General features: G+C 36.5%; 8 protein-coding genes. 4 read left to right on the top strand and 4 right to left on the bottom strand.

Annotated elements, in window-relative coordinates:
• Positions 1 to 7: 7 nt before the first annotated feature.
• Positions 8 to 1,885, top strand: a complete 1,878-nt coding sequence (locus ACTIEI_RS06315; protein WP_439505438.1) for an ABC transporter ATP-binding protein — start codon at positions 8 to 10, stop codon at positions 1,883 to 1,885.
• Positions 1,886 to 1,934: 49 nt separating this feature from the next.
• Here ACTIEI_RS06315 and ACTIEI_RS06310 read toward each other — a convergent pair whose 3' ends face one another.
• Complete coding sequence (locus ACTIEI_RS06310; protein ID WP_439505437.1) at positions 1,935 to 2,906, bottom strand: TraR/DksA family transcriptional regulator; 972 nt, start codon at positions 2,904 to 2,906, stop codon at positions 1,935 to 1,937.
• Between the two features lie 5 nt (positions 2,907 to 2,911).
• Positions 2,912 to 6,283 (bottom strand): isoleucine--tRNA ligase, encoded by a 3,372-nt coding sequence (ileS, locus tag ACTIEI_RS06305; protein WP_439505436.1) that lies wholly within the window; start codon positions 6,281 to 6,283, stop codon positions 2,912 to 2,914.
• 73 nt (positions 6,284 to 6,356) lie between these two features.
• Between ileS and ACTIEI_RS06300 the strand changes: the two genes are divergently transcribed.
• Together ACTIEI_RS06300 and ACTIEI_RS06295 are read left to right on the top strand one after the other, a co-directional pair.
• Positions 6,357 to 7,388, top strand: a complete 1,032-nt coding sequence (locus ACTIEI_RS06300) for a 2-hydroxyacid dehydrogenase (RefSeq protein WP_439505435.1) — start codon at positions 6,357 to 6,359, stop codon at positions 7,386 to 7,388.
• A gap of 17 nt (positions 7,389 to 7,405) precedes the next feature.
• Positions 7,406 to 8,488: a hypothetical protein gene (locus tag ACTIEI_RS06295; protein ID WP_439505434.1), complete on the top strand. Its 1,083-nt coding sequence runs from the start codon at positions 7,406 to 7,408 to the stop codon at positions 8,486 to 8,488.
• Between the two features lie 8 nt (positions 8,489 to 8,496).
• Here the strand turns inward: ACTIEI_RS06295 and ACTIEI_RS06290 are convergent, their stop codons facing one another.
• Entirely contained in the window at positions 8,497 to 9,420 is a 924-nt protein-coding gene (locus tag ACTIEI_RS06290; RefSeq protein WP_439505433.1) for a helix-turn-helix domain-containing protein, read from the bottom strand.
• A gap of 59 nt (positions 9,421 to 9,479) precedes the next feature.
• The gene (locus ACTIEI_RS06285; protein WP_439505432.1) at positions 9,480 to 13,091 is read right to left on the bottom strand and encodes a chemotaxis protein CheB; all 3,612 of its coding nucleotides are present in this window, start codon (positions 13,089 to 13,091) and stop codon (positions 9,480 to 9,482) included.
• 309 nt (positions 13,092 to 13,400) lie between these two features.
• Between ACTIEI_RS06285 and gyrB the strand changes: the two genes are divergently transcribed.
• Positions 13,401 to 15,380 (top strand): DNA topoisomerase (ATP-hydrolyzing) subunit B, encoded by a 1,980-nt coding sequence (gene gyrB, locus ACTIEI_RS06280; RefSeq protein WP_439505431.1) that lies wholly within the window; start codon positions 13,401 to 13,403, stop codon positions 15,378 to 15,380.
• The last annotated feature ends 57 nt before the right edge of the window (positions 15,381 to 15,437 follow it).

Raw genomic sequence — 15,437 nt, 5'->3', positions numbered from 1 at the left:
AAGGTTTATGGGTGTAAAATTAGTTACTTTGCCTTGTTTCACCATTTATTCCTGTATGAAGCGTTTTGAGCGAATCTTATTTTACCTGCGTAGTCAACAAAAAAACATTGTATTATACGTTGTTTTCAACCTTTTATCTATTGTATTTTCTTTGATTTCATTGGTAATGTTGGCCCCGTTTCTTGGGTTGTTATTTGCCAAAGAAAAATTAATTACTAGTAAACCTACCTTGAGTTTTACTACCGATGGGGCCGATGCAATTTTAGCCCACTTAAAATATTATTTAAGTATACTTATCCAAGAAAAAGGGGAGGTATATGCATTAGGCGCAATTTGTATAATCATTATTGTATCCATTTTTTTTAAGAATGCATTTACTTATTTATCTTTTAGGGTACTAGCTCCTATGCGTAATTATGTGATGACTAAATTAAGGTCTGATTTGTATGCAAAGATTCTCCAGCTTCCAATCGGCTTTTTTACCGAGCAAAAAAAAGGAGACATTATCAGTAGGATGAGCAATGACGCAAATGAAGTGGAATGGAGTGTAATGAGCACATTAGAAGGCTTGATCAGAGACCCATTAAATATCTTAATTATCCTTGGCGTATTGGTTTACATCAGCCCAGTTCTATCTGTTTTTCTACTAGTATTACTCCCATTAACTGGTTTTTTAATAGGGAGAATCAGTCGTTCGCTTAAAAAACAATCTACTGCATCAGCAGAAGAATTGGGGACGCTAATGAGCATTCTAGATGAAACCTTGGGTGGATTAAGGGTTATCAAAGCATTTAATGCTGAAAAAATATTACGCAACCGATTTTTTAGCACCAATAATAACTTGAACCATATTCGTAATAAAATGAATTTCAGAAAAGACCTGGCTTCGCCCATGTCTGAATTCATGGGAGTAATGGTATTAAGTTGCATTTTATGGTTTGGTGGAAGATTGGTGTTGAACAATGAAGCAGGGTTAGAAGCAACTGGCTTTATCAATTATATCGTCATTTTTACTCAAATCATCAACCCTGCAAAATCTTTATCAACTGCATTTTACAACGCGCAAAGAGGAAGTGCAGCTATACAGCGTATTGAGGAAATCTTGCAAGCGCCTATTACTGTAACTGATTTGCCTGATGCAAAAACATTGACCAATTTTGAGCATTCGATTGAGTTTAAAAATGTTGGCTTCTCTTACAACGACACGCCAATTTTAAAAAATATCAACCTCACCATTCAAAAAGGTAAAACGATTGCCTTGGTAGGTTCATCTGGAGCAGGTAAAAGTAGCTTGGCCGACTTAGTACCAAGATTTCATGATGTAACCAGTGGTGAGATTTTAATTGATGGTATAAATATTAAAGCCTACACTTTACATAGCATTAGAAGTATGATGGGAATCGTTACCCAAGAGCCTATATTATTTAATGACACTATTGCCGGGAATATAGCATTAGGGATTGACAATGTAAATGACCAAGCTATTGAGCATGCTGCTAAAGTGGCCAATGCATTGGATTTTATTCACAAAAAAGAAGAAGGTTTTAATACTAATATTGGCGATCGTGGTGGCAAACTAAGTGGAGGGGAAAGACAAAGAGTTACTATTGCAAGAGCCGTTTTAAAAAACCCACCCATCCTTATTTTAGATGAAGCTACTTCCTCATTAGATACAGAAAGTGAAAGACTGGTACAAGACGCCATTAATAATATGATGCAAAACAGAACCTCGATTGTGATTGCACATCGGTTAAGTACCATTAGACATGCTGATGAAATTATTGTATTACAAAAAGGAGAAATTGCAGAAAGAGGAACCCATGATGATTTACTGGCTCAAGGTGGTATCTACAAAAAATTGGTAGACATGCAAGAAGTAAAATAAAAAGCCCCGAAATAATTCGGGGCCGTATTTGTTGGTTTGGGATAACTGATTAATCTTGATTAGGTTTTACTAGTCCTAATTTAGCTTCTAAACTTAATGTAGCATGAGGTACTGCACGCAATCTTGCTTTATCAATTAAACGTCCAGTAACTCTACAGATACCATAAGTTTTATTTTCAATACGCATGATGGCTTTTTCTAAATGGTCAATATAGGTGATTTGACGACTAGCCATTTGACTTAACTGTTCTTTTTCCATGCTCATTGTTCCGTCTTCCATGGTCATGTAACGAGCATCGTCGTTGTCACCACCCATTTCGTCTTTACGGGTAATTAAGCCTTGTAAATAAGCTAATTCCTTTTTAGCAGCTTCTAATTTTTTATTGATTAGCTCTCTAAATTCGGCTAAGTCGGTGTCATTGTATTTTACCAATGGCCCCTGTGGTTTAGGGGCTTCTACTCTTTTTTCTAATGGGGTATAGCCTGGGCTATAGGTAACACTCGACTTGGTATTGATTTTAGGTACTTTCACGTCTTTTATAGGACCTGGCACTTTTTTTACTGGTTTTACAGGAGGTGCAGGTGGAGCTTTAACCACTGGCTTTGCGGGAGCGGCTGGTTTTGCAGGGGCCGGTGCTGGTGCAACAGGCTTTGCGGCAACTGGCGGCGCTTTCACTGCAGGCTTTTCGGCAGGTTTTGCAGGGGCTTTGGCCGCTGGTTTAGCTGCTGGCTTTGCTGGAGTAACTGGCTTTGCTGGTGCTTTTGCAGCAGGCTTAGCTGGTGCCTTTACCACTGGCTTTGCAGGAGCTTTTGCAGCAGGCGCCTTTGGAGCAGGCTTTGCAGGAGCTTTAGCAGCTGGTTTTGCTGGTGCTTTAGCAGCTGACTTTGCAGCAGGTTTTGCTGGTGCTTTTGCAGCAGGCTTAGCTGGTGCCTTCACAGCAGGTTTTGCTGCAGCTTTGGCTGGAGCCGCCTTTACAGCTTTTTTGGGAGTTGCTTTGGGGGCTGGTTTTTTTGTAGCCATAGGTCTTATCCTTTTTTGTTTACAACCACGGTTAATGCAATGTCATTTACTTCTATAGGTGTCCCAGACACAAGATCTGGTACCCATTCAATGGCATCTGCCAATATTTCGCGGCAAATATAGTCGTTAAATTTAACAATAGAAGGCCTAAGGGGGGTACCTTCGGGTAACTCTACGAATATACGGTCTGTTAATTCAAATCCCGACTCTTTTCTAATATTTTGTACCCGATTTACAAATTCTCTTGCATCTCCCTCTTGTTTTAACTCATCAGAGAGTGTAATATCGAGCGCAACAGTCAATTTCCCTTTTGATGCTACGCTCCAGCCTGGAATATCTTCTGCCGTTATTTCTACATCTACCAATTCAATCATAAATTGGCCGGCAGTTAAAGAAAGTGCAATATTGCCAGCCCCTTCTAAAGCAGCAATCTGATCTTGAGAAAAGCCTGCAATAACGGAAGCAGCTTCTTTCATTGAAGCACCTAATTTGGCCCCCAAAGTTTTAAAGTTGGCTTTTATTTTTTTGCTTATGATGCCTTGCGTTGCAGTTATGTATTCAATCTCTTTCACATTCACTTCAGCTTTAATTAAAGCTTCCATTTTCTCCAACTGCTCTTTCATTTGAATATCCAAAACAGGGATCATCACCTTTTGCAATGGCTGACGAACTTTAATATTCATTTTCTTGCGCAATGATAAAACCAATGAGCAGGATTCTTGCGCCAATTGCATCCGTTCTTCTAATAATGGATCTATCATTGATTCATTACAAATAGGATAATCGGCATGATGAACCGAAGCAACATCAAAGCGACCAGTAACAGCATTCAAATTAGCAAAAACCGCATCACTAAAGAATGGAGAAATGGGTGCAATTAAACGTACTACTGTTTCTAAACATTCATATAAAGTTTGATATGCACTAATTTTATCAGCTTCATATTCTCCTTTCCAAAAACGTCTTCTACATAAGCGAACATACCAATTGCTTAGTTGAGCATCTACAAATGACTCTACTGCACGACCTGCCAATGTTGGCTCAAAGTCGTTCATGTAATTGGTTACTTGCTTTATCAAGGTATTTAAAGAAGATAAAATCCAACGATCAATTTCAGGTCTTTGCTCTAGCGGGATTGGAGCCTCTTTATAAGCAAAGCCATCTACATTTGCATACAGCGTAAAGAATTGGTAGGTGTTATATAAAGTACCAAAAAATTTGCGCTGTACTTCTTGAATACCTGCCATATCAAATTTCAGGTTATCCCATGGTGAAGCATTGGTAATTAAATACCATCTGGTTGCATCTGCACCATATTGTTCAATGGTTTCAAATGGATTCACGACATTGCCAAGGCGCTTACTCATTTTATTACCATTCTTGTCTAAAACCAACCCATTACTCACCACGGCTTTATACGCTACACTATCAAAAAGCATTACGCCCAATGCATGGAGGGTATAAAACCAACCGCGGGTTTGATCTACCCCTTCTGCTATAAAATCAGCAGGAAAAGCTTCTCCTTTATCAATTAAATCTTTATTCTCAAATGGATAATGCCATTGCGCATAAGGCATGGCTCCACTATCAAACCAAACGTCAATCAAATCAGGTACTCGGGTCATTGGTTTACCCGAAGGGCTCACCAAAATAATGTCGTCTACAAAAGGTTTATGTAAATCTAAAATGCCCCCATGCAAATAATTTTTATTAATCTCATCGCCCAATACTTCATTGGCTCTGAGAATACCCTCATTCAATTCAGCAATAGAACCAATACAAACTTCTTCAGCCCCATCTTCTGTTCTCCAAACTGGTAAAGGCGTTCCCCAATAACGGCTCCTACTTAAATTCCAGTCTACCATATTTTCTAACCAGTTACCAAATCTGCCTTCACCGGTAGATTTGGGTTTCCAATTGATGGTTTTATTGAGTTCAACCATTCTATCTTTAACGGCAGTAGTTTTAATAAACCAAGCATCTAAGGGATAGTATAAAATGGGCTTATCGGTTCTCCAACAATGCGGATAACTGTGTTCATATTTTTCTACTTTAAATGCACGATTGGCTTTCTTCAAATGAACGCAGATATCTACGTTTACATCTTCATAAGCAGAATCATCTTTATAATTTTTTACAAACCGATTGCTAAATGGACCTAATCCATCAACAAATTTTCCTTCTCGGTCTACCATAGTAAGAATACCAATATTAAACTTCTTACCCACTTTATAGTCGTCCGCACCAAATGCAGGCGCTGTATGCACAATACCCGTACCATCTTCGGTGGTAACAAAGTCTCCGCTAATTACTCGAAATGGTTTTGCATCTGGAGTAATTGCTAAAATAGCTGCTAAAGAATTGGATTCATAAGGCAATAATTGCTCGTACTCCATTCCCTCTATTTCAGCCCCTTTGAAACTGGCCAAAATAGTCCAAGGCAATAACTTGGTTTTTTCATTAAATTCTTCAAAGGAAGCATTCTCGCCTTCTGGCTTGAAATGCTTACCCAGTAAAGCTTTGGCTAAAATCACATTTACTGGTAGATAGGTGTATGGATTAAATGTTTTAACTAATACATAGTCAATGTTGGGGCCTACTGTTAAGCCTAAGTTAGAAGGGAGGGTCCATGGCGTGGTAGTCCAAGCCATTAAGAAAACTTCTTTGCTAATCAGTAAGCTTTGATCAACCCCTGCATACCATTGGCAATTGTCTAAAGAAGCTTGTGTTGCTTTAAACATAGCAACTGCAGAAGTATCTTTTACGTCTTTATAAGTACCGGGCTGATTGAGTTCATGTGAACTTAATCCTGTTCCAGCAGCTGGCGAATAGGGTTGAATGCTGACACTTTCGTAAAGATATCCTTTTTTGTAAAGAGTACTTAATATCCACCAAAGTGTTTCAATATAGTCGTTTTCAAAAGTAACATAGGGCTTTTCTAAGTCTACCCAATAACCCATTTTTGTGGTAATATCATCCCACTCTTTTTTATATCTTAAAACCGCTTCTCTACATTTTTGGTTATAGTCTTCAATCGAAATTTTTTTACCAATATCTTCTTTAGTGATACCCAATTCTTTTTCTACTCCTAATTCCACAGGCAAACCATGGGTATCCCATCCACCCTTTCTTTTCACTTGAAACCCTTGCATGGTTTTATAACGGCATACCATGTCTTTCAATGTTCTTGAAATAACGTGGTGAATACCAGGCATCCCATTAGCACTTGGAGGTCCTTCAAAAAACACAAAGGGCTTTTTGCCTTCTCTTAAATCAATACTTTTTTCAAAAGCAGATTCGGCCTTCCACTTGGCCAAAATTTCTTGCTCTATAGCTGGTAAGTTTAACCCCGAAAACTCTGCATACTTTGCGCTCATGATATTCTGCGGATAGCTTGTTAAAAAAATTCGTGCAAAGGTACGGATACTGCCACGAATAAAAATCCAAAGCTTGGACCAATCCAATCAACATCAAGCGGTATATTTGGGTATGAAAATGGTGTTTTTTAGTGCGCAGCCTTATGACAAGGCTTTTTTTACCCAATTTAACAAAGACCAACACGAATTACTATTTATTGATATCCCACTGAGTGAGCAAACAGCTGAATTAGCTGCAGGCGCAGAAGTAGTTTGTGTTTTTGTAAATGACAAAGTAACTGCCAGCGTTATTCAAAAGTTGGCAGCTGGAAATACTAAAATTATTGCACTTCGTTGTGCTGGATTCAACAATGTTGATTTAGAGGCAGCAAAAGCAGCAGGAATTCGGGTTTGCAGGGTGCCTGCCTATTCTCCCGAAGCTGTTGCCGAACATGCTGTGGCCATGTTGTTAACACTCAACAGAAAAACACACAAAGCATACAATAGAGTTAGAGAACAAAATTTTTCCTTGCAAGGCTTATTGGGTTTTAATCTCTACGGTAAAACAGTTGGCGTGATTGGGACCGGGAATATTGGAAAAGCCTTTTGTAAAATCATGTTAGGGTTTGGCTGCAAAGTCATTGCCTTTGATTTAATTGCAAATAAAGAATTGGAAGCGGACGGAGTAATATACCATCCACTAATAGAAGTTTTAAAGGCAGATATTATTTCTTTACATTGCCCATTAAATGAGCAAACAAAACACTTGATTAATAAAGACACAATTGCTTATATGAAACCTGGGGTTGTGTTGCTTAATACAAGCAGAGGCGGTTTAGTGAACACACATGATGTAATAAAAGCGCTTAAAACCGGATTAATCAGCGCTTTAGGAATTGATGTTTACGAACAAGAAGAGAAATTATTCTTTAGGAATTTATCCGAAGACATCATTCAAGACGATGAAATTCAACGATTAATGAGCTTTCCCAATGTATTAATTACTGCACATCAGGCATTTTTCACTCAGGAAGCCATGGAACAAATTGCTACAACAACGTTAAATAACGTTCAGCTCTTATCTGAAAATGCTAAATTGAACCCTCAGGCTGCATTATTGGTATAACATATATCTTTATTTGAATGAAACGTAAACTGTTTTCTTTGTATTTGTTTGTGATAGCAGTCATTACATTGGTTGGTTGTGCTAAAGAATTAAGTTTTGAGGGGTCTGGCTTTGGGGGTACTGCAACCGGTAGTTTATTAGACAGTTCAGGTAATTGCAAACAAATCGTCATAAAGGGACAATACAAAGAATTGCAAGCATTAACTGACAGCAATTATGTTTTAGTTACTGCTAGTTTTATTAGCCAAGGACGGTATGCAATTTTTACTGATACAGTAAATGGAATATGGTTCAGAGATTCAGCGTTTGCTTTTGTTCAAGGTAACAATACCATCAAATTAAAAGGATATGGCCAGGCTATTTTACCAGGCACATTCACCTATCAGGTTAATTTTGGAAATAGTACATGCACATTTAATATTACCACAACTGGAAGTGTAAATAATGGATCTACAACCAACGATTACTTGCCTATCACCCCTAATGGATATATTGATTATGATTTGAGCCCGCCATTTCCAACTACCACTGGAGGCACTATACCTCAATTCAGGTCTACTGTTTCAAGTGGATTATTTACCCAAAGTTATTTAGGAGTACCAAAAGATTATACCCTCTATACAACTAATACCAATGATCAACTTTTTCTTAGAAAAGATGGAACAGGTAAATATTATCAATTTGGCACTCCTGAGTTTGACTACCTATATGTATATGATAGCATTGTAAATAATAAAAGAATGGAGTTTATTTACTTAGATGAAAGTAAAAATCCAGGACAGTTTTATGAAACAGATAGCTTATACGTTGGAGCCGATATTAATGGCACTTTACAATATGGCTGGGCTAAACTTCGAATTACAACCATTTCAAAAGGCCGGCAAATGTCTTTGTTGGGTACCTTATACACAGATATAATTACTGTACGAAGAGATTTGTATTTAAAGCTAGATGGTTCCCCCAACTACATACCATTAAACTTACAATCTGAACACTCTTATGCTAAAGGAATTGGTTTAGTGGATCAACGAGTTTTTGAATCCACCGCAACAGGAACAACTGTGCAATCAATTACTATCAAGGGTTGGAACGGATTATAATTGTAGAATCATTTAAGTAATTCACAAGGCTTAAGACCTGTGTGCTTCTTAAAAGCTGCAGAGAAGTGAGAAATCGAAGAATATCCTAATAAGGCAGAAACATCTGTTACGCTCAAGCTTTTTTCGTACAATAAGTACTTTGCGTGTTCCATTCTCTGCTGTTGATAAAAATCGAAAATGGTCGTTCCAAAAACTTCTTTAAATCCTTTCTTTAAGTAGCATTCATTCATCGCCACTTTTCTACTTAATTCCTTTATGGTTATGGGATCTCCAATATGTTGTAATAAAATATCTCTGGCTTGATAAATCCGCTCCTTCCCGCTATCATCGGCCAAAAACTTACAAGCAAAACCATCCTCTTTTTCATGGACTAAACAATCCATACTATATAAAAGCAGTTCGTGGACTTTTGCGTTTACATAAATATTTTCCATTGAACCAGAGTAACTATGATTCAATAAGGCATCCAATACATTCCTATTTCTAATGCAAAGTGGAAATAATTTGGTGAACGCATTAGGATGCTTAAATGCCAAAACCTCGTCTTTTCGATTGGCCAACTTTACATTATGAACAAACTGCTTTAAAAAAGTAGACGTAAAATGAAAGGTAAAAACATCTAAGGTTTGATTTTTCCCACTACAATTCATGGTAGGCAATTCTGTACATAATGCACAACTGCGTTCAGCACAATATTTGTTCCCTGTAATACAAAAACGCAGTTCCAAGTAATTTTCCTTGGGTTTCTTTTCATTATAATGATAAACCATCATTCCACTATCATCTGCCACCCAAGGATGTTGTGCATAATATCTGCGAATTGTATATTGAATTGATCCTGGTATATGCTGTTCTTTTTTGTACAGCAAATCCATATTGGCATCAACTTTACCCTTTTGAGCTTGTTTCAATATGTCCATTACCCCATTCATGCACCTGCAAAATTAATGTATAAACATCTATTTGGCAAATCATTCAAAAATTTAACAAATCAGGTAAGAATAGGCAACTCTACTGTAATTGTAGTACCAACATTGGGTTCACTCTCCATGTATATATTACCATGCATCGATTCAATCTGAGTTTTAGTGATAAATAAACCCAACCCTTTAGCATCTTTATTACCATGAAACGTTTTATATAAACCAAATACTCTACTTCCATACTTTTTCATATCAAGCCCTCGACCATTGTCGCTAATAATCAACTTTGAAAATTCGCCTGATTTTTCGAGTCGGATATGAATATCCGGGGCAATATCTTGCTTCTTATATTTCATAGAATTGGTCAAAATATTTAGCAAGATGCTATCCAAATAAGCTGGGTTTGCATGAATTAAATCATTATCACCAAAATCATGATGAATAACTGCATTCGTTTCAGCAATTGTTATTCCCAAACTTTTTTCAGCCAACTGAACTGCAGATAAAAGGGGGATAGATTTAATCTGAATTTCTTCATTGGTTTGGATAGCAATTATATCATTCAAATGAATTAAAGTCTCGTCTAAAGAATTGGCTACTGATTTCACCATATCACAAAACATTAACTTTTCCTCATTAGAAGCCGCATCAGCCAAAGACATTACGCCTTTTAAATTAGCAACATGCGATCTAAAATTATGAGAAAGAATATGTGTAAACTGAATCAGCCTATTTTTTTGATGTAAGTTAACATTGAGTAATGCCTGTAATTCTTCTTGCTTTTTAATCAATGGGGTAATTTCATGGCCTAAACATAAAATTTCGGAAGGATTGCCCTGCTCATCTTTTAATACTTTAAATTCCCATTGACTCGCAATAACTCCATTTGGGCTTGGCTTTCTTAGTGTTACCCAAAATGTCTTATCGGGTTCTACCAAACACCGCTCTACTGTATGAATACAGGAAGAATGGTCTTCTGGAACTATTAACGAAAGAGAGCTATGGCCAATCAAGTCTTGTAAACTCACCCCAAACATGTAAGAAAAATACTCATTAAAATAAGTATAATTACCTTCCAAATCAGTCTTAACTACATAAAAGGAATTATTCTCAATAATAGATTTGTTATATAAACTTTCTTTTTCAATTAATTTTTCTTTTACCTCGAGTGAATTGTATAACTCTTTTAATCTTGTAACATCAATGAAAGTTATTACAACGCCATCTATTTTTTTATCAAGCGTTATAAATGGACTTACTTTTCTGATATAATAATGCTGGAAGTCATCTTGTAGTTCCTCTTCAATAACAACCATGTCTTTTAAAGCCAGTGCCGCGTCTTTTATCATTTTCAACCGGACTTCTTCTTTAAAATTTGCAGCGAAATTTGATATAGACCTACCGATATCTTTTTCGGTTAATTCAAAATGTTTTTGCAATGCAGGAGTGAATTTTCTGATTCGCAAATCAGCATCCAAAAACAATGTACCCACATCTGTACTATCAAACAAATTATTAATGTCATTGTACAATAAACTCAGCTCTCTGTTCTTATCTTGCAATTCAAAATTCACGGTATATAACTCTTCATTTACCGATTGCAATTCTTCATTTGTACTTTGTAATTCTTCATTAGAAGCCATTAACTCTTCATTAGAAGCTTGTAATTCTTCATTGCTTGTCTCTAATTCCTCTACTACATTTTGTAGTTGAGTTTTCGTTTGAATTAAGGTACGCTCGAGGTCTTTAATTTTTGAATCAGTTAACTGAGATATGGGAACTTTTGAAAATTCAATCTCGCTATTAATTTCAATAATATTATCTTCAAAATGAATGAGATAATTATCCTTAAATCCATCTTCTGCACTTAATTTTTGCAAATACAAATTAAAAGAATGTGGAGTTGGGTCTTTAAATACAAAATTGTTTTTTATCAAAACCGCTTTATCTGACTCTTGCAACTCCCCTAGCGTTGTTTGCAGTAAAACAGCCAATCCATCATCTAACATTTTCAATAAATTACCCTGAAACATACCTTCGGGAAACTTCAAATACTTACCAGCATCTCCCTTGATATATAAAATATTGAACTCTTTATCAAAAAAAATACAAGATGGACTATACTTTTTAGTTAAAAACCTTACATAAGTTAAATCGTCATTTTCTTTAGTACTTTCAGAGGTTTTAATGAATATTTCTTTAAGAGATTTAGCTAACAATTCTTTGGTTCCAGTAATGGAGTATTCATAGTTTGGAATATGTTTTGACTTGGTAATATTTTTAAAAATTTTCCATCGTTGATCTACAACTTTAAATTCTTCAGCCAACTCGTTAATTGATTCACTTGAGCCCAAAAATAAATAACCACCGCTGTGAAGCGCAAACAAGAAATTGGACAACACTTTCTGTTGGGATGCCGAATTAAGATAAATCAATAAATTTCTACAAGTAATTAAATCCATTCTTATGAATGGAGTGTCTTTTAAAATATTATGGCTTGAAAAAACCATCTTATCCCTAACCCGTTTGATAATTTGGATGCTATCTACATTCTTTATAAAATAGGTATCCAAATATTTTTTTTCTATCTCAGAAGCTACGCCAATATGAAACTTACCTGAACTAGCAGCTTGTACCGCATAATTATCTACATCTGTGGCAAAAATTTTAAAATCATTTCTTAATTGATTTTCCTGAATATATTCATCCAAGAGCATTGCAATAGAATAGGCTTCTTCACCTGTTGAACAAGCCACTACCCAAACTCTTATGGTATCTGTGGGTAGTTTATTGGCAAAGAGTGCTGGAATTACTGCTTTTTTTAGTTCGTCAAACGCTTCCTTATCTCTAAAAAAACTAGTAACGCCAATTAAAAAATCTTGCTTTAATAGTTCAATTTCGGAGGCACTTCCTTTTAAAAGTGAATAGTAATCGGAAAGCAAACTAATATTATTTAAACTCATTCGTTTTTCAATTCTTCTAACTAAAGTGTTCTTTTTGTACTGCTTAAAATCAATACCAGCATATATTTTTACTTCGTCTAGAATATTTGAAAAAACAGCATCATTTGACTGATTATTAGACAATTCAGAAGCAAGATTTCTTAAAGGAATATGCTGCAAAACAGCTGCCATTGCTTCGGGCTCTGCAACAAATTCTGCCAATCCAGATGCGATAGCTGCATTGGGCATACCATTAAATTGTGCAGTAAGGGGGTCTTGTACTAAAATAATGCCCCCAGACTCTTTGATGGTTTTAATCCCCCTTGAACCATCAGATCCGGTTCCGGATAAAATAATACCTATTGACTTTTCCCTATATTCCTCACCTAGTGTATGAAAAAAGATATCGATGGGTAAATTTAGACTGTGCTTTGGTGCTTTTTCTAACAAATGAAGTTTATTCCCTTTAATTACCAGATTTTTATTTCGATGCATTAAATAGATACAATTAGGGCACACTTCTAATTGATCTTCGGCTGTAAAAATGGACATTGAAGTATGTTTGGCCAATAATTCTGGCATCAAACTCTTGAAGTCTGGTGACAAGTGCTGAATGATGATAAATGCAATTCCGGTATTAGCAGGAATATGATCGAACAATTTCTGGATTGCATCCAACCCTCCTGCAGATGCCCCTATACCAACTATATAAAATTCTTTAGTTTCATTTTCATGCATGAACTATTCTTTAAGTCTTATCCGGGAGTTAAGCTAAAACACACAAGCAAAAAACACTTTCTATTAAACATCCAATTTCACCGGACTATTTCAAATTTAAAATTTTTTGTTAAATTTTTAAATAAAAATTACAAATATTTATTTAACCTAGGTTTGATCAAAAAAAAGGACAAAAGAGTCAACAAAAACAACTGCACAGGTAGCTAAAATGGGGAAAACTAGGCCCTTGCAAATATGAAAATCCTCTTTAAAATCAGTACATTTGTAAGCTTGCGAAATTGAACTAAAACGCAAGTCAGACAAGACTTTATGAGCGAAGAACTAGATAATCAACATGCTGCAGAAAATAAAAACTACGGAGCGGATAGCATACAGGTACTTGAGGGATTAGAAGCGGTTAGAAAAAGACCCGCTATGTACATAGGAGATGTGGGTGTAAAAGGCTTACATCACTTAGTTTACGAAGTGGTAGATAACTCCATTGACGAAGCATTAGCTGGATGGTGTAAAAATATTTTTGTTACCATTCATGAAGACAATTCCATTAGTGTGCAGGATGATGGTAGGGGGATCCCAACTGCTATGCATACCAAAGAAAAAAAGAGTGCCCTCGAAGTGGTAATGACTGTATTACACGCAGGAGGTAAATTTGATAAAAACACCTACAAAGTATCAGGTGGATTACACGGAGTTGGAGTGAGTTGTGTAAATGCACTTAGTACCAAGTTATTAGTGACCGTACAAAGGGAAGGAAAAATATTTGAACAAGAATACGCTATTGGCGTACCTCAATATGCGGTTAGAGAAACAGGCACAAGCAATATCACTGGTACCAAAGTTCATTTTTGGCCAGATCATACCATATTCCAAGAAACAGTATATCGGAAAGAAATTTTAGAGGGCAGGTTAAGAGAATTAGCTTACTTAAACAGAAAAATCAATATTACATTAACGGACTTAAGAGAATTGGATGATGCGGGTAACGCTTACACCAATCATTTCTATAGTGAGGGAGGTATTATCGAATTTGTACAAATGTTGGATAAAAATGCCAACAGAAACCCCATATTGAATGCTCCTTTATTTGTTGAAGGTCATGATGAAGCCACCAATGTTGCGGTGGAAGTTGCACTAACATACAATGACGATTTTAAAGAAAATATTTTCTCTTACGTAAACAACATCAACACCATTGAAGGTGGTACGCATGTAACTGGTTTCCGTCAGGCCCTTACAAGAGTCTTTAAAAGCTACGGAGACAAGGAAGGTTTATTTGAAAGAGCCAAAGTAACAGTTGAAGGCGACGATTTTAGAGAAGGATTAAGTGCTATTATCTCAGTTAAAGTTCCGGAGCCTCAGTTTGAAGGTCAAACAAAAACCAAATTAGGAAATAGTGAAGTAAGTGGAGTAGTCCAAACTACTGTTGCACGCGCCTTAGAAGCCTATTTAGAAGAAAATCCTAAAGAGAGCAAACAAGTTATTTCCAAAATCATCCTAGCGGCTCAAGCCCGTGTTGCAGCAAAAAAAGCGCGTGACATGGTTCAACGCAAAACAGTTTTGACTGGAGGTGGTCTTCCGGGTAAACTAGCTGACTGTAGCGAAAAAGATCCTGTTAAATGTGAATTATATTTGGTCGAAGGAGATTCAGCAGGCGGTACTGCTAAGCAAGGTAGAGATAGAAGCTATCAAGCTATTTTACCATTAAGGGGTAAAATTCTGAACGTAGAAAAAGCCATGGAGCATAAAATCTACGAAAATGAAGAAATAAGAAATATGTATACTGCTTTGGGGGTAACCGTCGGAACACCCGAAGATCCAAAAGCCTTAAATACGGCCAAATTACGTTATCATAAGCTCATCATCATGACCGATGCCGACGTAGATGGTTCGCATATTGCCACATTGATTCTTACGTTTATCTTCAGATATATGAAGGAACTAGTAGAACAAGGTTGTGTTTATATTGCTCAACCGCCTTTATATTTAGTAAAAAGAGGTAAAGAACAAGAATACGCTTACAGCGAAGAACAACGTAAGGCATTGATTGAAAGACTCGGTGGAGGAAAAGAAGACAGTGTAACGATTCAACGTTATAAGGGATTGGGGGAAATGAATGCGGAGCAACTGTGGGAAACCACCATGGACCCCTCTCGTAGAACCCTTAAGCGTGTTACAATAGAGAGTGCTGCAGAAGCTGACCGAATCTTTAGTATGCTTATGGGTGATGATGTGGCCCCAAGAAGAGAATTTATTGAAAGTCATGCTAAATACGCTAGAATAGACGTATAATAGAAAAAAACAGTAACTTGTACAAACTAACCGTTTCCCTATTACTAAAAAATTAAA

Source organism: Sediminibacterium sp., from assembly GCF_051860225.1.
Classification (GTDB): domain Bacteria; phylum Bacteroidota; class Bacteroidia; order Chitinophagales; family Chitinophagaceae; genus Sediminibacterium.
This window is presented reverse-complemented; position numbering and strand designations above follow the sequence as displayed.